This window comes from Enterococcus sp. GPZ-007 (assembly GCF_059374735.1).
The window spans coordinates 1-22,943 of record NZ_JCAFYN010000007.1; the positions used below are offsets into that span (position 1 = coordinate 1).

Genomic DNA, 22,943 nt, shown 5'->3' on the forward strand with positions numbered 1-22,943 from the left:
AAGCCTCCTTCTTTTGATAAGTTAAGGATAGCGTTTTCTTGTGATCGTTTTCATTTTTATTTTTCGAAAAATCCTTCGAAATATTTAGACTGATTTTTTACTTGAACGAAAACCCTTAAAATTTTTTTCTTTTTCCTTGATTATTTTTTGATCCTCCCAATTTTCTTTTTTTTACTTAAAAATTCGATTTCACTCATGCCGGTTATCCTTTATAGTTAAATTAGCAAAGGATTTGAGGAGGTCAAAAAAATGAAGAAGAAGCTATTTATTTTTACTTCGTTCTTCTTGCTGCTTTTTCTCTCTGGTTGTGCTCTGGAAAAGCAAGCGAAGAAAGATGAAATTGTCATTGGGTTTTCTCAATTAGGAAATGAAAGCGCTTGGCGAGAAAGAAATACACAATCGATTACAGATGCTGTGGCTTCAGAAAACTATAAACTTCTTTTTGCGAATGGCCAGCAAAAGCAAAGCAAACAAATTAAGGACCTCCGCTCTTTTATCGCTTCCCGTGTGGATATCATTGTGTTATCTCCTATAGTAGAAACAGGCTGGGAGAATGTCCTCTCTGAAGCGAAAGAGGCGGGAATCCCCGTCTTATTAAATGATCGAGAAATTCACACCGATGACTCCTCTTTGTACCAAGCACTGATCGGTACCGACGCCATCGAACAAGGAAAAAAAGCGGCAGAGTTTTTAAAGAAAAAGTTTCAAGGGAAAAATGAGCCGATCAACATTGTCGAAGTCAAGGGAACGAAGGGGGCTTCTTCTGCTGAAAATCGAAGCATCGGATTCCGACAGGCACTGGAGGGCGATGAACGGTTCCAGATCGTTCATTCGGAAAACGCTGATTACATGCTGTCAAAGGGCAAACAAGTGATCGAAAAAATGTATCGGGAAAAGCAATTAGACAATGTCGATGTCCTATTCAGTCATAATGATGACATGACGATCGGGATCGTAGAATTCTTGAGAACTACTCCAATACGCCCCGGAAAAGATCTCGTCGTCGTCTCTGTCGATGCGCAACAAGAAGCCATCGATTTACTGAAGGCCGGCGAAATCAACTGTACGGTTGAATGCAACCCTGATTCGGGTCCGAAACTAGTGAAAGTGATTGATCGCTTGTTGAATAACGGACCGCTAGAAAAAGAATACTATCTCGACGAAAAGGTTTTTTCTGAGTTCACTGATCTATCAGCCATCAAGGATCGGGGGTATTAATATGTTTCTAAAAAAAATAGCTCCTTCGAGTATCAAAGAAGCCCTTTCTTTCTGTAATCGAACGATGATTCTTTTAACGATCCTGCCTGTATTGCTGATTTCTTGCTTCTATCTGGTCAATATGTACCGCTATCAAAACATTATCAGTAATGTAAACTTCGCCAATAAAATTCGTTCCTCCGCGACTTCAGAAATAAGTACTGCTTTATGGTACCAAGTAGCTGGTAAGAATGAGGATAAAGAAAAGCCGATCGATATCATCGCCCGCTATGAATCGCAACTTGAGGAGCTAAAAGACCAGGCCTCCTCAAATGAGCATAGGCAAACGGCGGTGGTGGCCTCTCGCATTTTGCAAACGATCGAACGTTACGCTTGGGAGATCGATTCGAATATCAACAACAACGAACCCGTTGAAAAAAATGAAGAAATCATCGAGGAAATCTATGAAGTAAATGAGCTTTTGGATGATACCTTAGGCGAATACGTCACCAGTGAGATCAATCTAGCCGCGCAAAAAAACAGTCAAATCAGCCAGATCATTATTGCCTTGGTTTTTTTAGAGCTCGTGATCATTATCGGCTTGCTGATATTCGTAAGATATTTCCAAAGATATTTAGACCGGTCTATTCAAGTCCCTATTCACCGCTTTTCCAACATGGTATCCGAAATTTCGCAGGGAAACTGGCAGGTCCGGGTGCAGGATGTCGATGTCAAAGAATTAGACTCCTTGGGAAATGATCTGAACAAGATGGCGAACCAAGTCGAGATCCTGTTTGAAGAAAACACTCAAAAACAAAAAAGCTTGGCGGTTTCGGAAATGAAGGTCCTCCAGGCACAAATCACGCCGCACTTTATCTACAATACGCTAGATGCCATATTGACCTTGTCCCAACAAAATGACGGGGAAAAAGTTCAAGAGATCACCTATGCCCTATCGAACTATTTCAAGATCACGCTGAATAAGGGCAATGAGTGGATCACAGTCAATCGTGAACTGCAGCATATTGAAAGTTACCTAGCGATTCTAAAAATTCGTTACGGCCCGATTCTCTCCTACTCGATCACTGTTGATCCTGATATTCGCCAAACCGTCATCCTAAAAATGATTCTGCAGCCCTTGGTTGAAAATGCCATGTATCATGGCATTAAAAAAAGCCGCGGTCGGGGAAAAATAGCTATTTCCGGGGAACGCAAAGGCAAACAACTCTGTTTTACCATCACGGATAATGGGATAGGCATGCGCGTGGAAAAATTGAACGAGGTGAAGGCGAATCTGATCGATTCAGTGAGTGAAAAAGTCGATTCCTCTGATTTAGGAGGATACGGACTATACGATGTTTATCGGCGCTTAAAACTTTATTTTTCGGACCAAGCGGATCTATCGATCGAAAGTACGTATAAAACTGGTACGAGGATCACCATCCTTTTACCTGCAAAAGAAGGTCATGAACATGGAGAATAAACTAAAGGTTTTTATTGTTGAAGATGAGTTGCTGATCAGAGATACCTTGCGCAATTTATTAGTAAAATTTGAAGAGGAGTATCAGGTCATTTACGCTGGCGAGGCCAGTGATGGGGAAATTGCGCTATCGATGATCCAAGAGATCAAACCCGATATCCTGCTGACAGATATCAAGATGCCTTTCATGGATGGCCTAACGTTGGCGAAATATGCCAAAGAGCTTTTCCCCTGGATTCATATCGTCATCATCAGCGGTTTTCAAGATTTTAGCTACTTACAGGAATCCATTTCAATCGGCGTTGAAGGCTATTTAACAAAACCGATTCACCCGGAAGACCTCGGTGAAGTAATCGATTGAATCAAAAAAAATCGCGCAAAAAAATTATTGGAGCAAAGCGCCCCCAAGCAACAAGAAAAAATGATTAGCTTCGAATACTACAAAGAGCATTTTATCAACAAATTACTTCAGGGAAAATATTCTGCTGATGCGCTTTTCGAACGGGAAAAAGACTTGAACTTCATTTTTATGGGGAAATCCTTTACCGTGCTTTCAGTAAAATTAACGCCTGTTTCTCAGCAGAAATCCTTCTATCACCAGCTCATCACACTCTTTTCGGACTTGTTTCAGGAGGATAAGCAAGTCTTTCTAACCATCCTTGATGACTTTACCATGACGGGAATCATCAGTGGAAACTCAGTCAAAGATTCGGTCAATAAAGCCTATTACGTTGCAGACATCATCCAATATGAATTGCAAAAAAATGCGATCCAAGATTTTTTGATCGGGATCGGCAGCAGTACGAATCGTTTATCCGAACTGGTATCCATTTTGCAGGCGACCATCAGCAAAGTGATGCTGCAGCCTTATTCGGATCACCATATCGTTGAGATCACGATGAATTCAAAGCCGATCAAAAACACGCAAAAAAAGCTGAAAAAAATGCTGGAGAAGGATACCTTAGATTTACAAGAGATTCTTGATCAAATCGAAAAAGAGCTCTCCTTTGAAAAAAATGAAAATCCTGCAATCTATAAATCAATTCTAGATACTTTGCTGTCATACATTAAACAATTAGATGAAGAAGCCTATTTTACCGTTTCACAAGAATATACCGCCAATCAATTAGAAATGATCAGTCAGACAGCTCCCCTCTTCAAGCTGACTGCCAGACTATTGCTAGAAGAAATAAACAAGATCAAAGTCAATCGGAAAAAAAAGACCAATTGGACAAGAGCGGATGGGATTATCGAACAATGTATCGCTTACTTGGAAAAAAACTTCGATGATCCCAATATCTCTCTGCAATCGATGGCTGAACGATTGAAAATCAGCCCCGCCTATTTAAGTACGATTTTCTCCCAAAATAAAAATATCACCTTTATCGAATGCTTGACCGCTATCCGAATGGATCACGCCGCTATTTTATTGGAAACCACTAGTAAGAAGATCATCGACATCACCTTTGAAGTCGGCTATAACGATCCAAACTATTTTAGCTTCACCTTCAAAAAAAGAACCGGACTGACACCTAAAGAATTTCGGAAAAAACAGCAGCTTTCTGGAGGGTAAACGGCTCATACACAAAAAACAGGGCTGACCCGAATCTGCTGGGTCAGTCCTGTTGATTATTTTAACTAAAATGATATTCTTTACGCTTCAAGGCTTCCCATTTCCAATCTTCGACCTCTGGAATATCTGTTCCTTCTGTCCGAATAAAGTCATGGTGTTTTGCCAAAGTCTGATCCATTTGTGCAGAAAATTCTTTCGCATCATCCGCAAGTACTGCGTTAGCAGCGTCTTGTGCTAAGTGGAAACGGTCCATTTCACTGAAGACACGCATATCAAATGGTGTCGTGATGTCCCCGTTTTCACGGTAGCCGTGGATGTGCAGATTATGATTGTGGCGATCAAAGAAGATATCGCGGACCATGCCTTCATAGCCATGGAAAGCAAAGACGATTGGTTTGTCAGCTGTGAAGATCGCATCGAATTCTTCATCGGTTAATCCGCGAGGATCAATATCTGGGTGACGTAATTTCAAGATATCCACCACGTTGACAAAACGAATCTTCAAATCAGGGAACGCTTTGTTCAAGATCGATACAGCGGCTAAAGCTTCTAAGTTTGGTTCTGTTCCGGCTGCTGCGATCACAACATCAGGTTCTTCACCATTATCGGTACTTGCCCAGTCGATGACCTTCAAGCCTTTTTCGACTAATTCTTCCGCTTCATCAGCAGAATAGAATTGCGGACGCGGATGTTTACTTGAAACGATCAAGTTGATGACTTGTTTATCCTGCATTGTTTTATCCATGACTGCCATTAAGCTGTTGGCATCTGCTGGCAAGTATTCACGAATAAATTCTGGTTTTTTCTCAGCCAAATGAGTTAATACACCTGGGTCTTGGTGGGTATAGCCATTATGGTCTTGTTGGAATACCGTAGACGTCGCAATCAAATTCAACGCTGGGTATTCTTTACGCCAAGCGTGAGCACTGGCTTTACGCATCCATTTGAAATGCTGCGTCAACATAGAGTCTACTACCCGCAAGAAGGATTCGTAGCTGGCGAAGAATCCATGACGACCAGTCAATACATAGCCTTCCAAGAAACCTTCCGCTTGGTGTTCAGATAATTGCCCATCGATTACACGACCGACAGATGATTGCCATTCATCGGTACTGTTTTTTGGTTCCATCCATTGACGATTTGTGACATCAAAGACTTTGTTCAAACGATTTGATTTTGTTTCATCTGGTCCAAAAATACGGAAGTTCGTTGGATTTTCAGTAATCATATCACGCGCTTGTTGACCAAAGACAATCATATCTTGCGCCATTACTGCGCCTGGTGTAGTTGTATCGATCGCATATTCTTTCCAGTTTGGCATCTTCATTGGTTGTGGATCGATCCCGCCGTTCGTGATTGGGTTCGTAGACATCCGATGATCGCCTTTTGGAGAAATTTCTTTTAGTTCTTTAACGATTTTTCCCTTTTCATCAAACAATTCCTCTGGACGGTATGATTTTAACCAATCCACTAATTTATCCGCATGCTCCATATCTTCTGAGCTTACTGGGATTGGCACTTGATGGGCACGGAAGGTTCCTTCTAATTGTTCGCCGTCCCATGTTTGCGGGCCAGTCCAGCCTTTTGGTGTACGGAATAAGATCACTGGCCATTTTGGCATTTCAGCATCTTCCGCTTTGCCTTTGCGGGCTTCTGCTTGGATGTCTTTGATTTCTGTGATTACTTTATCTAAGGTCTCAGCCATGATTGGGTGAACTTTTTCAGGATCTGTACCTTCAACAAAGTAAGGCTTCCAGCCCAATCCTTCAAAATATTTCTGCAAATCTTCATCACTCTTACGAGAAAGGATTGTCGGATTTGAAATTTTTCCGCCATTTAGGTAAACGATTGGCAATACTGCGCCGTCATTGACTGGGTTGATGAACACATTTGAGAACCAACCGCCAGCTAACGGACCTGTTTCTGCTTCGCCGTCACCTACGACAGTCGCTGCAATCACATCTGGATTATCTAAGATCGCACCTGTCGCATGTGATAATGAGTAGCCAAGCTCGCCGCCTTCATGGATTGAGCCAGGTGTTTCTGGCGCCGCGTGTGAAGCGATCCCGCCTGGGAATGAGAACATTTTGAACAGTTTCTTCAAACCAGCTTCGTCTTCCGTGACTTCTGGATAGATTTCACTATAGCTGCCATCGATATATGAGTTTGAAACCATTACTTGACCACCATGACCAGGGCCTTCAATGTAGAACATGTTCAAGTCATATTTATTGATTGCGCGGTTAAGATGCGCGTACAGAAAGTTTTGTCCTGCGATAGTTCCCCAGTGACCGATCGGATGTGTCTTCACATCGTCTTTTTCCAGTGGTTTTCTCAATAATGGATTATCTTTCAAGTACATCTGCGCAACTGAAATATAGTTCGCTGCACGCCACCATGCATCTACCTTTTCAAGATACTCTTTTGAGTCAAAATTGGTTTTCATAACTAAAAAACTCCTTTATAGTTGTTTTTACTTTTATTATTTTAGTACAATATACCTTTAATTAATCTGAAAGTAAACCCTTTTGTCGAAATTATTAGTATTTTTTACTTTAATTACTTTAATAAACTATCGGCTTGGTCTTCCAACCCGATAGTTTTAAGTTTATTTGATTGTCACATACTCCAAATCAACCAATTTCGCCCAAGTAATGATTTGCTCAGTCGTCAGATTCAAGGATACTACGGTATGATGCCCACCGCCTGTTTCGATCCATTTACCAACGCCCTCATGGAAATTAGGTTTTACCTTCCACAGCACCCGTGCCACTGGCAAGTTCGGTGCCGCTTCAGTCGGTTCAAAAGCTTCCACTTCGTTAATCAGCAGCTTGTAGTGTGTACCAAAATCAGCCATTGAAACCACCACACCATCGCCAGCTTTTCCGTCAAAGACTAAACGAGCAGGATCTTCACGGTCCCCCATTGATAATGGCGAAACAACAATTTTCGGTTTATTCACCGCTAATGTCGGATCAACCTCCATCATGTGAGATTGTAGAATCGCCTCTTTGCCAGCTACTAACTCATAAGTATAATCCTCCATGAAGCCAGTGTTTTGATTGTGGGCCATAACCTTCATCAAACGATCCAACGCTGCTGTTTTCCAATCACCTTCGCCAGCGAAGCCGTAGCCTTCCGCCATTAAACGCTGCACAGCTAAGCCTGGTAATTGCTGCATGCCATACAAATCTTCAAAGTTCGATGTGAAGGCATTGTAATCCCCTGCTTCTAAGAAACGACGAATGCCGATTTCTTGCTTGGCTTGGACTTTGACGTGGGCCTCCCATGTTTCATGATCGTAGTCACCATAGTCAAAATCATACAATTCTTTGTATTCAGCAAATAAAGCCTCGACTTCTTCATCCTTGACGGCATCAACATATTGCACCAGATCACCAATCCCAAAGTAGTCTACCACCCAGCCAAATTGAATCTGCGCTTCGACTTTATCACCCTCGGTTACCGCGACATTTCGCATATTGTCGCCAAAGCGAGCCACTTTGATATTGAAGCTTTCGTTAAAGGCTACCGCTACATCCATCCAGTCAGCGATTTGTTTTTGAACACCGGCTGTTTGCCAATAACCGACAACGATCTGATTTTGTTTTTTCAAGCGGGCATTGATGAAACCATATTCACGATCGCCATGAGCCGATTGGTTCAAGTTCATGAAGTCCATGTCGATCGTATCCCACGGAATACTTTCATTGAATTGGGTAGCTAAATGCAACAAAGGCTTTTGTAATAGCTTCGTGCCGCGAATCCACATTTTCGCTGGTGAGAAGGTGTGCATCCAAGTAATGACCCCAGCAACTTCATCGCGATAATTAACTTCCTTCATGATTTTAGTAATGGTATCAGCGGTTACTGCCAATTCCTTCAAAACAATCGGATAGTTCAATTTTCCACTGTCATTCAATCCTTTGACAATTGCTTCCGCGTCAGCCTTCACGCTTTTTAACGCTTCTTCACCGTATAAATGCTGTGAGCCTACGACAAACCAAAATTCTTTTTTACTAACTTCTAACATGCTGTTCGCTCCTTTTTTCTATTTTCCTTGCCCGTAATAGGCATTTTTTCCATGCTTTCTCAAGTAATGCTTATCTAAAATACGTTGCGGCAGTTCTTCTGCAAAGCTGTTCAATTGACGAGCGAATAAGTTCATTTTTGCCACTTCGTCCAACACTACAGCATTCATCACTGCACTATCTGCGTCTTTCCCCCATGTAAACGCTCCATGTCCGTGCAATAGTACACCCGGCACTTCCATCACATCGATCTCCCGTTCTTTGAAAGTCTCAATGATGACATTTCCTGTTTCGTGCTCGTAGCCATCATCAATTTCCTTCTGGGTTAAAAAACGGGCACAAGGAACCTTGCCATAAAACGTATCCGCATGCGTCGTTCCCATCGCTGGCAAATCCAATCCTGCCTGTGCCCAAATCGTTGCCCAAGTGGAATGGGTATGGCAGACGCCGCCGATTTCTGGAAATGCTTTGTACAGCACTGCATGAGTCGGCGTATCCGAAGACGGGTTTAATTCTCCTTCGATTACATTGTTGTCTAAGTCAACGACCACCATATCGGAGGCCTGCATCTCTTCATAGCTCACTCCGCTTGGCTTGATCACAAAGTAGCCTGTTTCCCGATCCAAAGCGCTGACGTTTCCCCAAGTGTATTTGATCAAACCTTGCCTTGGCAGTTCCAAATTTGCTTGAAAAACTTTTTCTTTAAGTTGCTCTAACATTCCGAATTCGCTCCTTATTCGTACTAATGTAATTATTTTTTCAAAAGGCGAAAAAATAAATCTGATGCTCATGCCGTATGTCATTCCTCTATACTTCTGTCGCTAAATCTTGAACATGCTTCTTTTCTAGCGTGTTATTCAGACAAACTGTTAAGCTAACTCCCATTGAGGAAATTATTTTTCTAAAACCAAAAAAAAATAAATTTGTCGTCACGCATACCATTTTGCTAATCTTGCTAAAGCAAGAAGTAAAACTGGCAAAGAGGAACTGAAATCCCTACTTTAATCTCTTGATTGCTTCCGCTTCGATCGGCAATCCGTCTTCATAACGTTTGATGAATTGACTATAGCCCTGCAAATCTTCTACCTGCGGCTCGATGGTCACTCCTTCGCTTGACGCGAATACTTTTTCCTCCAAGAATTTCGCCAATGAAATTCCTGATTTTTCCTGTTGATAAGCTGCTAATAGAGCGATTCCCCACGCTCCGCCTTCGCCTGCTGTCTCCATCACTGTGACCGGCGCCTCCATTGCGGCAGCTAAAATTCTTTGCCCGACTTCTGGGGTTTTAAAAATTCCGCCGTGCCCCACCAGCTTATCGATCTTAATGTTTTCCTGCTTCAAGATATCCATTCCGATCCGCATCGCTCCAAATGCACTAGACAAATGCAGTCGCATGAAGTTTGCCAGATCAAATTTACTATCAGGTGTTCGGACAAATAAGGGACGTCCTTCATTCATACCAGTGATGTTTTCACCAGAGTAATAGCCATACGAAAGCATTCCACCACAATCAGGCGCACCTTCTAAAGCCTTCTCAAACAATGTTGTATACAGCTTTTCGGTACTAATCTCTAACCCCAGCGACTCTGAAAATTCTTTGAATAGACTGATCCAAGCATTGATCTCAGAAGAGCAATTATTCGTGTGAACCATCGCTACTAAGTCGCCAACCGGTGTAGTCACCAAATCAATTTCCGGATGCACCTGTTTCAGTTTTTCCTCCAGAACAATCATGGCGAATGCAGATGTTCCCGCTGAAACGTTCCCGCTTCTTTGCCGAACACTGTTTGTTGCCACCATTCCGGTGCCCGCATCGCCTTCTGGCGGACAAAGCGGGATACCAGCTTGCAGAGTGCCTGTCGGGTCAAGCAGATACGCGCCTTCTTTCGTCAGGCTTCCAGCCTCTTCGCCAGCCAACAAGACCTTCGGAAGGATCTGATCAAGCTTCTGTGCGAATCCGGCGCCTGATGCCAGCTCGGAAAATTTCTCCATCATCTCCTGGTCATAGTCCTTCGTATCTGTATCGATCGGAAACATGCCAGATGCATCGCCGACGCCCAAGACTTTTTGTCCGGTCATCTGCCAATGAATGTATCCTGCTAACGTCGTCAAAAAGTGAACATCGCTAATGTGATCTTCTTGATTCAAAATTGCTTGATACAAATGTGCGATGCTCCAACGTTGCGGGATGTTGTACTGAAAAGCTTCAGTCAATTTTTCTTCAGCCTCTGCTGTGATCGAGTTCCGCCATGTTCTGAAGGGTACCAGCAGCTCGGCCTTCTCGTCAAAAGCCATGTAGCCATGCATCATCGCGCTAAAACCAATTGAGCCGATTGTTGTCAATGATTCTCCGTATTTTTCAAATACTTCCGTCGCCATTTTGCGATAGCTCACCCGCAAGCCCTTCCAAATATCCTCTAACGAATACGTCCAAATACCATTCTCAAGTGTATTCTCCCACTCAAAGCTGCCTGCGGCGATCGGTGATAAATCTGATCCGATCAGAACTGATTTGATCCGTGTTGATCCAAACTCGATCCCTAAAGCTGTCCGGCCATCCATAATATCCAGCTTCGTTTTTGCGACCATTTCCTGCGTTTTAATAGGAATCTCCTCCTTCGTCCTTCTTTTGTTACCGTTATCATACAATTTATGTACGTACATGTCAATCTAAAAATTATATTTTGTTCGTACATATTTACAAAAATCATTCAACAACAACTGCTGCAACTAATGGAACCCATAAAAAAACAGCCCATCGAAATGAGCTGTCCTCTTGATTATTCGATTGTTCTTACTGAATCACGTTCAACTAGCGTTGGTTCGTATAAAATATTGTCAGGCTCATGCCCCTCTTCAATTGCTTCAATGATCCAATTTGCTGAATCCTCACCCAGCCGTTCTTTCGGATGGTTCAATGTCGTCATCTTCACACTGCCGATTTTACTTAGAGCTGAATTGTCATTCCCGATGATCGACAGCTCCTCAGGAATCTTGATCCCAGCAGCAGTCAACTGATCCACCAGACTGCTGGCAATCTGATCGTTGTAGCAGACGATCCCGGTGATCAACGGCTCCGCTTCTAACCGCGCCACAACCTGATCAAAAATTTGTTTTCTTGTTTCCGTTTCATAAGTGATAATATCCTCAGGCGAAAATTGAATGCCAAATTCCTCACAGGCTTTGATAAAGCCCTTCATCCGATATTTTCCTTGTAGGTCGTCGATCTTCGTGATCAGCAGCAATTTTTTATGATTCTTTTTGATTAGGTACTGCGTTGCTAAATAGCCACTCTCGACATCATCGACACAGATATACGGCGCACTGATTTCTTCATAAACAGCGTTGATCATCACCATTGGAATCCCTTGTTCTCTCAATCGGACGTAAAGAGCTAAGTTGGGATTGTACTGATTACTCTTCGTTGGCTCAACTATCAGACCTTCTACCCCTTGAGTAATCATCTTCTCAATGCATTCCTTCTCCTGTTGAAAATCGTTGTTGGTACTCGCTAACAAGAGCGAATAACCCTTTTCCCGCAATGTTTTTTCGATGCCGCGAATGATCGATGGAAAAATATAGTCAGACAGATAGGTAGTGACCACACCGATGGTTTTGTGTGTCGAATGATTATTCTCAGCACGTTTATACTTTCCATCGACATAAGTTCCCGATCCCTTCTCTTTTCTCAGAAACCCTTCATTGGCCAGTAGTGCGATCGCCTGGCGAATGGTATGACGGCTAACTTGATAATCCTTCTGTAATTGAAGTTCCGGTGGGATGGTTGTATTTTCTGCGTATTCGCCTGACAGAATTTTTGACTTCAATTCATCAGCGATCATTTGATATTTTGATTGATTCATAGAGTACCCTTTCTTTCTGTTTGTCTTTGTATACAGATTAACAGAAACAAGCAAAAGTAGCTACATTTGTCCGAACAAATTCCTTTAATTCTACTGATTTTCTTTGAATAGACTTATTAATAGGGCTACTCTACTTGAACCACGACAATAATAAAAGAGGGCGATCGTCTGTCGCCCTCTTTTATCAATAGATTATTCACTTAGCCGTCTTCTTTCTAGCTCCGTCAAAATATAGGCTTCCTGTTTTTCAAAGCGAACATAGAACAGCATGACCAGTGCGCCGATCACGAAAAAGATCGCCGGTAAATAAGCAAAGCCGAATTTGATCGCCTTCAGGGCTTCCGAGGTTTGAGCCTGATTCGCGACATAGCCAAAATGCTGCATCAGCTTTAACGGGATGAAGTCGCCAAATCCTGTCCCCACCTGCAATCCGACCGCACTGCCCACGGCGGTTAAAAAGCCGCTGGCACGAATACCCGTTTTGAATTCTCCATAATCGACTGTATCGGAAAGCATCGCAAATGGCATCGAAACTGTGATCCCTGTGCCAATGCTGGTTAAGACCCACATCGCCGCAAGCATTGGAAAATTGCCGCCTGCCGCGCCTAACATTACCTGACCGACCGCTGCCATCAAAAAGCCGATAATCATCGTTGTTGTTTTTGAGAAGTGTTTTACAAGAAAAGGAATACTAATAACACCAAGCATTTGTGTCAACACGAGACCATTTAGAATAGAGACATAATTTTGATTTTCCAGATTATACCGTGCATAATAGATCAGCGAAGAAGTTCGCGTAGAATTTCCCAACCAGTAGCACATACTCCCTAGAACGATGATGACCCACGGCCAATTTGCTTTTAATGCTTTAAAGCTTTCTCTCACCGGAAGGCTTTTCCCGACATTCTCAGAATTCACTTCTTTCGTATTTTTAAATGCAAAGAAAAACATAAAGATCGAAACAAGCGCATAGATTAGTACCGTGAAAAAGAACCCAAGCTGCCGATTTGCTCCGCCGAGATCTGAGACCAGTGTTAAGGTAAAGGTCGCTGTGATAAAGTAGCCGACATTCCCGCCGATCATCCGGTAAGAATTCAATTTTGTCCGTTCAAACGAGTTGTTGCTGAGATTGGGTAAAATAGCCGTAATCGGCGTGGAAATTCCGGTGTACAAAATGCTGGCCGTTAAATAGGTAAATGCCGCGTAAGCGACTTTTGCGCCTCCGCCTAAGTTTGGGGTAAGAAAAGTCAATGCCATGAATGTCCCAAACGGAATGGCCAGCCGCGCAAACCATGGACGTGCTTTTCCGTACTTGGACTTGGTTTTATCGATAGCCAAGCCCCAAAGTGGCACCGTCAATGTATTAATAATCCGTACTGTCAAAGCAATCGTTGCCGCAACTCCGATCGACAAACCAAAAACATCTGTGTGAAAAAAGTTGATAAAGCTCGTCAATGTACAATATAGTAAATTTCCGGCAGCATCTGTTCCCGCATAGGCTAAACGGTTTTTCAACGTTAATTCCTTTTTTTGAACATTCGGAGCGTGCTCTGCCTTTGTCTGATCCATATCCATTATCTGATTCTCCTTTGTTAGTTGCTGATTCAAACATTTTTGTGCTGTTTGCGGTATTTCTGCGGGGGAACGCCTTCACTTTTGCGAAAACGACTAGAAAAATAAATCTCTGTATTGAAGCCGACGAGCTGCGCGATCTCAGTGATAGCTAAATCAGTCGTCAGCAAATACTTCTTGGCATGATCCACTCGAATCTCCTCCAGCATCTCGAGCGGCGTTTTACCATAAACCGACTTGGTCGCTTTGGATAAATAATTACTATGAAGATGGAAGCGTTCCTCTAAGCCTTGATTCGTGATTTTTTTCCTATAGCTGTTCTCAAGAAAAAGCTGAACTTGTTCCGCGATTACCGCTAAACGATCCTTAAAGACTCCTTGATTCTCAATAAATTTTAAAAAGCGCAAAAACAGTTCTTCCGTTCGCCAGATATCCTCTACAAGCTCATTGGTTGTACTGTCCAAAATTTCTTGGATCAGCATGAAGAGCATCTCCGGTTCTTTGATTGTCGCTTTTTTCCGCAAGTGCAGTGTGTAAGACCGTTGATGGTAGTGCAGATCCGGGATCGGCAACAATGAAGTAAAGCGGCTTGGACGATCACTTTGCTTCCATGGTGCCGTTGTATAGAAGTGAATCCAGTAAAACTCGGTCTCTTCTTCGCAGGGCTTCCAGGAATAATGATGCTTATCCGGTAATAGAATAAACATTTCATTGGGTCCTACTTCATACTGCTCCTCCTCTTCAGCTAAGAACAAATGACCGCTTTTAACAAAAATCAAATCAAAATAACCTAAATTGGTCCGGTCAGGATGATTGTGGTTTTTCTTAAAAATACGGACATTTCCTTCGATAAAGTCAGGAAATGGCGGTACAGAGATAGAAATTACTTGATCAGTCATCGTCGCCTTACTCCTTTCATTTCAAAACTGTTTTGCGAATAGTTACTTTTCTATACTAGACAAGCACTTTTGCTTACGGTGATTGTACGCTGTCCTTCTGCTTTCAATATCGTTTGTTGATCACCTTCAATAAGGACGAATTCCTTACAATACGGCGCAAAACTTGTTACATGTATCTGATCATCAGTCTCTGCCAAGCTGCCGTTGATCACACGGTACTGTGCTCCTTCTTTTAAAATGAAGGTTTTTTGCCCAAAACTGTCTAAATAAGCGACTAATTCTTCCCCCATATCCCAGTCTGGTGTCTGCGTATCATTTTCGAACAGCCGAGCAAAGATTCCCCCGTCTTTAAAAAATGTCGCCTGACCAAAACGCTCTCTCGACAGATCACAGCGATTGAGGTGTGGACCGGCTACCGCATAGGTCGAGGCCGCCATCCCCTTTTCTAACGGTAACGTCGTGGTGGAATGGGTGTCGTAGCAATATAAAATACCAGCTGTCGCCCGATAGCTTGCTTCCAGATAAGCTGGGTCTTTAAGAAACTCATAGACTTTGTAGGCGGAGGCAGCCGTGACGCCGCCCCATAGCGAATGAATCATATAAGTCAGGGCTTCCCACCAGCGATCAGGATTTTGTGCCCGGAAGTCATTGGAATAACCGATATTTGCTAGCAGAAGCTGTCCATAGCGCTGCGCTCCTTCAACCATCCCCATCTCGCTCAACGCGCCGGCTGTTGGACCAAAGCCCGCATTATCATAAAAGTGTTCCGTGATCGCCGAAGCATACGTCTCGCTTGCCTGATTGACTCGTTCTGTCACTTGCTCCCATAAAACTTTGATCGTTTGATAGGTGTCCTGCAATTCTGACTCTTTTAATTTTGCTAACAAATCTTGGATATATAAGAAATACACTCCCAGCATCTGGGCTTCTTCTTTTCCACGTTCGTCTTCGTGAAGCGCCGGATTTACTCTAAGATTAAACACATCCGCCGCCCATTTTAAATACGTCGTGGCATCATTCAGACGTAGCACTTCATCATCAAACTCTGACAGCAGGAAGAATAAATGGCCAATATATTCAAAATCCATCGGTCGATAAAACTCCCCATATAATTTACGTGGTCGCGTGAAATCACCATCAATAAACCATTTCTGACGAACATATCGTACCGCGCTCTCCTCAACCTTTTGAACTTCGCTCGTAACTAGCGCGCCTAATAAATTCTTCTTCAAAACTAAATTCAGCTTGCCAAGTGATTCTCCCTGATTAGAGATCGGTTCAAATGCATAAGGTGTATTGCCTTCAGCTCCATTATAAAGGCTCGAACAAATATAATCTGCCCGTTCTTCAATAACCTGCGCCAAATCATCCATCACATTTAAGACTACAAAATCTTCACTGCCATCCATGAACTGGACCACCAGCTTATGCTCTCCTAGATGCTGCGGTGTAAAGCTCAAATGCCAGCCTGCCGCTGTTTTCTCCAGTGAATCCGTCAGCTTTGAAGCTTTTACTTTTTGATCCTTATACAGGATCAAAACATTCTTGATCTGCTTATTTGCTGGATTCTTTATCGTCACATGACTCGTTTGTCCTAAAATATTCAACGATTCAAACTGAATAATGGGCTGCCCTAAATCAAAAGCCTGCTGGTAAAACTCCGTCTGATCCGCGTTAGCTTTGAATACATAGCGCCATTTTTTACGACTATGGGCCGGCAAAATCAGCTGCTCCTTCGAATAGATCCAATCGCGATTTTCATAGCCCTCTGGGTATCCACCAGCTAAAATCAATTTATGGAATAAGACGCCATCCAGTGAAGGCGAGACATTTTCAAAAAAAAGATTTTCATATTCGCAATAAGTCCCGATTGACAAAGTTTTGCCGCTTGTTTGATAGAGCCCCAAGTTGCTGCCTTGATTGTCTCGCCGAACAGCGTTTAGCTTGGTGTAGTTCGTTGAAATAGAAGAGAAGACCGCCGCTGATTCATGAATATTACGCAACACATTCTTATCGCGAAACATCACATAAGCCAAAGAGAGCCACACCCCAAAATCCTCAACCACCAGCTCCTCCTCTGAATGATTGAACAGCTCGATTCTCCAATCCAGTTGATCATCCTCGCCGAAATCGTAGCACACCGCCACTTGGAATTGCTTAAAATCATAGATCACCCTTACAGTGTCTGCGCTTTCAACAATTCTCGGCAGCACCTCGCTGCTTTTGAATTCTTTTTTTCCTACTCGAAGGACAAAGTGTCCAAACAACTTTTCTTTTCCCGGATACCCCAATTCGTCCAAATATGCCTGACTGATGACCCAGTTCATTTGATGCGCATCATCGACCATCACTAGCTCCGATAGATGTCCATCCTCTGCAAATTCCGCCTTAAACATCTGATTCTTTTTTATCAATCAATTCCGCCTCCTTGTTTACATGCTTAGTCTACCATCGTAAAGAAAGCGCTTCTATTTCCGATTTCAATCAAAACTTAAGAGATTTCACTTGATTTAAGTATTCCTGCAACTAAAAAAAGTTGACCATCTATATTGATGATCAACGATTTTTTTGATTATAATCACGTTTTTTCTATTTGCAGCAAACAGTTTTCGCTTGATTTAAACTTCTATTGAAATGAAGGATTTTACTTACAGTAAATGATGAGCGGTTCCTCTTCGCTCCTACAGGCAAAGGTCATTTTGTTGGGGGTGTGCATTTTAAGATCATAGCTATTAGGTTAACCATCACCTTTTTCCGTACAGGTAAAGCACCGACGAGACACAGCTTTTCCATCACTTTTCTCACATCCCCCATAAAAATGAGTCCTACATAAAAAACAAAACTACCGCTGCGTGTTAGAAAGAGAGACTAGATGTTACGTGGCAGCCTTATTTCTTACACCTTAATTGTAATCAAAAATAAGCCTTATAAACGAGATGAAATAATGTTTTCATCCCAGTTTTCTAACAGCTTTAAAAAAAAATGAATTTGCTTCGTAAAAATTAATTCACGCGCTGCAAATTCATTGTTTTGATCTTCTTTTGATTATTATAAATATGCAGCCTCATATGCTCTTTGTCAATTTTGCTGATATGGTACTCTGTTTGGCTACCCGCTCTAGTCAAAATGATATCTCCTTTTGAAGAGTTCGCTACAATCTTCGCATTTTCCATCAAAATGAAGCCATTTTGTTTGATATCCCATTTTTTAAGGTCGTCATTTTTCGCCTCGATTGAATACTGTTCAGTCCGATAAGACCAGGTTCCCTCTAGCCAAGTCGGATTGTTGAGCGCATAAGTATTGATAACCTTAAATAGCCAGAACACGCTAAGAATCAGTAAGCCCAGGATGAGCCGCCTCTTCCTGCGTTTTGATGATCGATACGATACCATCCCCTGAGAAGACACTCTACTTGTATCCTTTTCCAAAAAAGATCCCATCCTTTCCTTCAATGTTCATCAAAATATCCATACTCCCCTATCTAATACTATAAATTAGTTTGTCCTCAATAGGTAAAAACGATCCTAAACGATCATTTTTCTGTCCTGAAAGTCATAAATCAAAAAAATCGCGACTTTATTTATTTCTCAGCTAGTTTGCATTGCAATATAGCGGAGAATACTTTACTATATTGTTAAGCAAACTAGTTGGAAGGAGATTTGCTCGTGAATCAACAAGTGTCATCTCAAATGCTTAAAGGGATTTTGATGGGCTGTATCTTGCTTATTTTGTCGAAAAAGGAATTGTACGGGTACAAAATCAGTGAAGAATTGCAAAACTTCGGCTTTGACAGCATACCGAAGGGAACGATCTATCCTCTGTTAATGAATATGGATAAAAAAGGGTTAATCGTCGGAGAGATGCGTGCTTCTGACGAGGGACCGCAGCGAAAGTACTATCACCTGACAGAAAACGGGATCAACGAGAAGGAATCCTTCAGCAAGCAGTGGGCCATCTTGTCTGGCAATGTTGAGAAACTAATAAAGGAGTGTGAATAGGAAATGAAAAACGCTAGCTTAATCAAAGAAAACGCAAAACTACAAGAGTACTTGACTCCAGCGAATGAAGACTATTATGGAAAATTGGTCGTCTATTTACGTGGTAAGTCCTTTTTCAAAGATGAAAAGAAAATTGAGGAGGCGCTGCTTGAAATTCTACAGGATATTCTCGATGCTCAAGAAAGCGGTGAAACAGCAGAGGATTATTTTGGCAAGCAGCCTAAGGAAATTGCCGATGAACTCCTCAAAGAAATACCCGGCAGTTTGAGAGATGCGCTCAAATTAGTAGGTGCCGTCCTCGCTATCTATATTCTCTTATCGATAATTCCAACACTCGCTTCTCCCGATGCCTTTCTCGATGTGGGAAAATTACTAATTGGCGGAATCTATTGGACCGTCCTCGCGGAAATCGTCGTATGGCAGATTGGCAGCGACATTTATACGAGCAAGCGATTCTCCGTGAAATACCTGATGATCTTTTTTACGGCATTATTGAGTATTCTTGGGGTCGTCCTATCAGTCTGGGTAAAAACTCCCGTAGGAATAAATACTAGAGGGATGATCGGAATCGCCATAATCGGCGTAATCGGCTTGATTTGCGCCATCTTCTTTTTTCAGCAGAAGGATAAAAAGACCTTTATTCCCTTTGTTCCTGTTTTACTTATCAATGGGGCAATCGGGGTTTTATACAGGATCCCTTTTACTCAAACCCTTTTGGTCAGCACTTTAGGAAGAGTTGGGATAGCACTTTGCCTTCTGTTGGGCCTTATCAGCTTTTATGTCCTATTCAGACGAGTGTTGAAGGACGATGGCAGAAATTGATAGTAATTAATTCCCTTTAATACTAGCGATTATAGGAATGAAGGAGCTGCTATGAAAAAAATGATCGTTTGGAGCTGGCGTTACACGGTGTTTTTTGTGTTGCTGCTGCTCTTTCTATTAAACTGGTGTATCTTCGCCTACCTTCACGGCTATGGCGCAGAACTCACCTTCTGTCTGTTTTTTCCCTTGGTTATTCCTTTATCCGGGTTCTTGCTCTTCATCCAATTCTCAATAATCGAAATAAGAGGGCCGCAACTGATCGTTTCTCATTTTTGCGGATTTAGAAGAAGATACTTCAATCGAAATCAGCTCAGCCTTTCTTTTGGGGTGAAAGTCAAGCTTGGGGCCAAAGTACCGAGTCTGTATCCCATTGATATTTTCGATAGCGCTTCAGGCCGAATGTATAGAATTAATTGTGGCCGGATTAGAAGTGCCGTTTTTGAAAGATTCTGGGAAACGAGGAATAATTAGTCAAAAGATCTGCTAAAACAGCTTTTATAGTATTTGATGGATGTGATCGGCGGTATCATCAATGCCGTCACATCCTTGTTTTTTGATGCTCTTCCTATGATTCTCAGATTTTCTCAAGCGCCTTTCATTGTTAGCTTTTAAACGTTAACACACCGTTCCATTAGACGGCTCACAAACAGGCTGAACCATGGGGCAAAGCTAACCAGCTCAACATAATTGAGGTAAACTCTATTATTTATTTAAGGTAAACTTTTATATTGTTAACATTTCCCGCTCTAATTAACCTGATAATCCTTTTTACCTTTTCCGTACCCATTGTACCGGTCTCTTTTTCATCGTTAATCCCCGAAAAATATACATAAAAAAGAGCGCCTCAACACTCATAATTGAGATGTTGAGGCGCTCATTATACAGAACTACTCAATCGGAATAGCGGTTTTCCGCTCTAATTTCTCTGCTGCTTTTGGCAGCGTGACCTTCAAAATACCGTCCTTGTATTCTGCCTTGATCTCTTCTTCTCTAATGTTTCTTATTGCAAATTGTCGGCGAACACTGCTAAAGCTTCGTTCGCTTCTAACCAAGTTGCCCTTATCATCTTCGGCCTGCGTATCGGTTTGATGCTGTCCTTCGATCGTCAACACACCGTTTTCGTAATTGATTTGGATGTTTTCTTTTGGAATTCCTGGTAATTCAGCTTCTAATACATACTCTGTTTCAGTTTCATGAATATCTGTTTTGACCATGTTGCCTTTAAATCCTTCAAAAAAATTCCGTCCAAAGTCCTCAAAAAAATTGAAAGGTGTCATGTCAAATAAATCAGAGCGACGAGGAATCATGTTGTTAGTCATCTCGATCCTTCCTTTCTTTTTTTTATCTTCCTTCACTTATAATTTTACTCGTGAAGGCAGAAATTACAAGTGAAAAAACCTGAAAAATCAGCCGCTAATATCAAATATGATCCCCTTTTATCCATCATCTTTCATAAGAAAGACCGAAAAAAATCAGGTCTCACTCGGCAGTGGTGAAACCTGATTCTTTGATCGGCCAACGCTTAGTCAATCGCTTCAATTTCAGCTTCTTTAATAAGCGTTTTGGAAAACAGCGATTCTTGTTCTTTTTCCGACAGATCGTTGACTAAATTTTGAATATCGACGATTGCCTGAGGTGTCACATACGGGTCCATTGAGACAGATGGAAAATCTTTTGGAACTCCTTCTCTTGGTCCCGTCGTGATTAGCCCGTCATAGACTAAAATTTTCTTGACCATCTCTTCTGGACTTTTCCACAGATCATCCAAATGGTGAATCTCAAAGTTCCCATAAACGATCTGAGTAATAATTCGTGCAATGAATTTTTCCTCTGTCGGCGTAAGTTCAGAAATCAGTAATAAATGATGGGTTTTGTCTTGCGATGCCAACAGTTCCAGACTTTTTTCTTCCTCTGTTAATAATAGGTAGACATAGTTCGTGATAAAATCGCGTTGCTGGTAAATCAAATGTGTTGCTACGAATTTTTCAACGATAGCCGTGACCTTTTCAACTGCATACTGATGCATGATCTTGACCATGTCCAGAAAAATCGTCCGACTTTTTCGCAGAATCGTTAGAAACTCTCCTCTTTCTTCATAGAGGTAGACATCATTCAACAAAACGGTTGTTAGCTCCAACTTTCGTTCATCTTCATACGACTCCCCCATCACTTTTTCGAACTCTCCTATCAATGCCAAATGCGTTCGAAAAAGCCGACTATATCGCGCATTGTCCCTAATTGCAGCTTCACGATGCTCCTTACTGAAAACAATCGCATCCGAGAAAGAAAGCCACAGACAATCTCGCATCATTTCCTCCGTTAAATTTAGATGAAACACATCAGAGACCATGTTGCGAAAATCAGTGATCGTCTCAAACTCAGGCAATAGTAAATTTCTCGTGCGTAGCTCTTCTTTGGGAAACGCGTGCCCGTTTTTAATTCTCCAGAGACTAATAAAGACATTATAGGTCATCCGTTTTTGGAAAATATATTTTTTGTATAATCCATTGATCTTGGTAAACTCAAAAACAAACTTCTCGATTGCTCCCAATTGATAATCCTTCAGGTCAGGTAACACAGTTTTCAACGAAAAATTTTTTTCAACAAAATAACGGTAGTATAAATGCCGGATCACGCTTTCCTTACCCTCCAAGCGCAACGGCCGATAATGCAATTGGATGCCTGTTTTCCTCAAGAAGGTCTCAATTTTTTTCAAGTAACGTTGTGTATTGGACGAACTGAGAAATAGCAGCTTTGATAAAATACCGATATTGTCACATTGTTCATATAGTAATTGCTCCAAAATCTGAAATTCTGGTGAATTAGTCAAGGCCTCAGCATAGAGTTTTCCAATACTCGTATCCGCATTAAGCTTGACACGATAAAGACCCTTCTCCTTTTCAATAAAGAAGTTTTTCTGCTGATCGTTTACAAGACTGATATCATTTAACAAAATCGGCAACGAACAATTTAACTCAGTCATAAGCTTTTCACTTGGCAATCCCTCGCGACTATAATAAAGTAATTCGATCAGTCTTAATCTGCGTCGGCTGCTTGTTCCTAAAACCTGACGAAAATCCATAATATCCCCTCCAAATCAGCTAACGCTTAAGGCTTTCTGTAGTACCCATCATCAAAATTTCAACTATTACACCAGCTCGCTAAATAAACCGTTTTCTCCCGCCAAAAAAATAAAATAACAATTCGTATCTGTGAAAAAGCACGATCCTCTTAATTTTATTTTACTCTATTTCTATTAATGTATAGCGTGTATTTCAGCATGCCACTTAAAATAAATATTAGAATTAAATGAAAAATATTCTAAGCATTAAACGCATCATGACAAATTATTTCTTATTTAATTACCAAAAAGGTAGACCAAATAATTGGAAAAATCTAATAAATCGTTACATTTACCCACCATTTTCACGGACTATTGGAGAGGTCATTTATCAATCCGCAAACAGTCAGAAAAGATAAAAAAACGACATTCCTATACGATAGCCAG

At 41.7% G+C, this 22,943-nt stretch carries 18 protein-coding genes; 7 read left to right on the forward strand and 11 right to left on the reverse strand.

What is annotated here, in order from left to right; translation table 11 throughout:
* Nucleotides 1-249: 249 nt before the first annotated feature.
* From AC4J95_RS05585 to AC4J95_RS05600, 4 genes are read left to right on the forward strand one after another with little or no spacing between them, the layout of a single operon-like run.
* Nucleotides 250-1,218 carry an ABC transporter substrate-binding protein gene (locus tag AC4J95_RS05585; RefSeq protein ID WP_494548976.1) on the forward strand — a complete coding sequence of 323 codons (969 nt, stop codon included), beginning with the start codon at nt 250-252 and terminating at the stop codon, nt 1,216-1,218.
* A 1-nt stretch (nt 1,219) separates the two neighbouring features.
* Nucleotides 1,220-2,680 carry a sensor histidine kinase gene (locus tag AC4J95_RS05590; protein ID WP_494548977.1) on the forward strand — a complete coding sequence of 487 codons (1,461 nt, stop codon included), beginning with the start codon at nt 1,220-1,222 and terminating at the stop codon, nt 2,678-2,680.
* Nucleotides 2,670-3,038: a response regulator gene (locus tag AC4J95_RS05595; RefSeq protein ID WP_494548978.1), complete on the forward strand. Its 369-nt coding sequence runs from the start codon at nt 2,670-2,672 to the stop codon at nt 3,036-3,038. The genes AC4J95_RS05590 and AC4J95_RS05595 overlap by 11 nt, the downstream gene beginning before the upstream one ends.
* A 60-nt stretch (nt 3,039-3,098) precedes the next feature.
* Nucleotides 3,099-4,250 carry a helix-turn-helix domain-containing protein gene (locus AC4J95_RS05600; protein ID WP_494548979.1) on the forward strand — a complete coding sequence of 384 codons (1,152 nt, stop codon included), beginning with the start codon at nt 3,099-3,101 and terminating at the stop codon, nt 4,248-4,250.
* A gap of 61 nt (nt 4,251-4,311) precedes the next feature.
* Here the strand turns inward: AC4J95_RS05600 and AC4J95_RS05605 are convergent, their stop codons facing one another.
* The 9 genes from AC4J95_RS05605 to AC4J95_RS05645 all read right to left on the reverse strand — a co-directional run bounded on the left by AC4J95_RS05605 (nt 4,312) and on the right by AC4J95_RS05645 (nt 18,043).
* Nucleotides 4,312-6,696, reverse strand: coding sequence for a phosphoketolase family protein (locus AC4J95_RS05605; protein WP_494548980.1), 2,385 nt, complete (start codon nt 6,694-6,696; stop codon nt 4,312-4,314).
* 162 nt (nt 6,697-6,858) lie between these two features.
* Nucleotides 6,859-8,283, reverse strand: coding sequence for an L-arabinose isomerase (gene araA / locus AC4J95_RS05610; protein WP_494548981.1), 1,425 nt, complete (start codon nt 8,281-8,283; stop codon nt 6,859-6,861).
* Nucleotides 8,284-8,301: 18 nt separating this feature from the next.
* Nucleotides 8,302-9,000 carry an L-ribulose-5-phosphate 4-epimerase gene (locus AC4J95_RS05615; protein ID WP_494548982.1) on the reverse strand — a complete coding sequence of 233 codons (699 nt, stop codon included), beginning with the start codon at nt 8,998-9,000 and terminating at the stop codon, nt 8,302-8,304.
* A gap of 277 nt (nt 9,001-9,277) precedes the next feature.
* Nucleotides 9,278-10,870: a xylulokinase gene (locus AC4J95_RS05620; protein ID WP_494549087.1), complete on the reverse strand. Its 1,593-nt coding sequence runs from the start codon at nt 10,868-10,870 to the stop codon at nt 9,278-9,280.
* Between the two features lie 191 nt (nt 10,871-11,061).
* Nucleotides 11,062-12,144, reverse strand: coding sequence for a GntR family transcriptional regulator (locus tag AC4J95_RS05625; RefSeq protein WP_494548983.1), 1,083 nt, complete (start codon nt 12,142-12,144; stop codon nt 11,062-11,064).
* Between the two features lie 192 nt (nt 12,145-12,336).
* Nucleotides 12,337-13,719 (reverse strand): glycoside-pentoside-hexuronide (GPH):cation symporter, encoded by a 1,383-nt coding sequence (locus AC4J95_RS05630; RefSeq protein ID WP_494548984.1) that lies wholly within the window; start codon nt 13,717-13,719, stop codon nt 12,337-12,339.
* Nucleotides 13,720-13,748: 29 nt separating this feature from the next.
* Nucleotides 13,749-14,615, reverse strand: coding sequence for a helix-turn-helix transcriptional regulator (locus AC4J95_RS05635; RefSeq protein WP_494548985.1), 867 nt, complete (start codon nt 14,613-14,615; stop codon nt 13,749-13,751).
* 50 nt (nt 14,616-14,665) lie between these two features.
* Complete coding sequence (locus AC4J95_RS05640) at nt 14,666-17,029, reverse strand: hypothetical protein (RefSeq protein WP_494548986.1); 2,364 nt, start codon at nt 17,027-17,029, stop codon at nt 14,666-14,668.
* A gap of 588 nt (nt 17,030-17,617) precedes the next feature.
* Entirely contained in the window at nt 17,618-18,043 is a 426-nt protein-coding gene (locus AC4J95_RS05645) for a hypothetical protein (protein WP_494548987.1), read from the reverse strand.
* A 237-nt stretch (nt 18,044-18,280) separates the two neighbouring features.
* Between AC4J95_RS05645 and AC4J95_RS05650 the strand changes: the two genes are divergently transcribed.
* From AC4J95_RS05650 to AC4J95_RS05660, 3 genes are read left to right on the forward strand one after another with little or no spacing between them, the layout of a single operon-like run.
* Nucleotides 18,281-18,613 carry a PadR family transcriptional regulator gene (locus AC4J95_RS05650; RefSeq protein ID WP_494548988.1) on the forward strand — a complete coding sequence of 111 codons (333 nt, stop codon included), beginning with the start codon at nt 18,281-18,283 and terminating at the stop codon, nt 18,611-18,613.
* A 3-nt stretch (nt 18,614-18,616) separates the two neighbouring features.
* Nucleotides 18,617-19,435 (forward strand): DUF1129 domain-containing protein, encoded by an 819-nt coding sequence (locus AC4J95_RS05655; RefSeq protein WP_494548989.1) that lies wholly within the window; start codon nt 18,617-18,619, stop codon nt 19,433-19,435.
* A gap of 51 nt (nt 19,436-19,486) precedes the next feature.
* The gene (locus tag AC4J95_RS05660) at nt 19,487-19,906 is read left to right on the forward strand and encodes a hypothetical protein (RefSeq protein ID WP_494548990.1); all 420 of its coding nucleotides are present in this window, start codon (nt 19,487-19,489) and stop codon (nt 19,904-19,906) included.
* A gap of 416 nt (nt 19,907-20,322) precedes the next feature.
* Here AC4J95_RS05660 and AC4J95_RS05665 read toward each other — a convergent pair whose 3' ends face one another.
* Together AC4J95_RS05665 and AC4J95_RS05670 are read right to left on the reverse strand one after the other, a co-directional pair.
* On the reverse strand, nt 20,323-20,754 hold the full coding sequence (locus AC4J95_RS05665; RefSeq protein WP_494548991.1) for an Hsp20/alpha crystallin family protein: 432 nt from the start codon (nt 20,752-20,754) through the stop codon (nt 20,323-20,325).
* A 203-nt stretch (nt 20,755-20,957) separates the two neighbouring features.
* A complete protein-coding gene (locus tag AC4J95_RS05670) occupies nt 20,958-22,517 on the reverse strand; it encodes an AcpB/EbpR/MafR family transcriptional regulator (RefSeq protein WP_494548992.1) in 1,560 nt (519 codons plus the stop codon).
* Between the last annotated feature and the right edge of the window lie 426 nt (nt 22,518-22,943).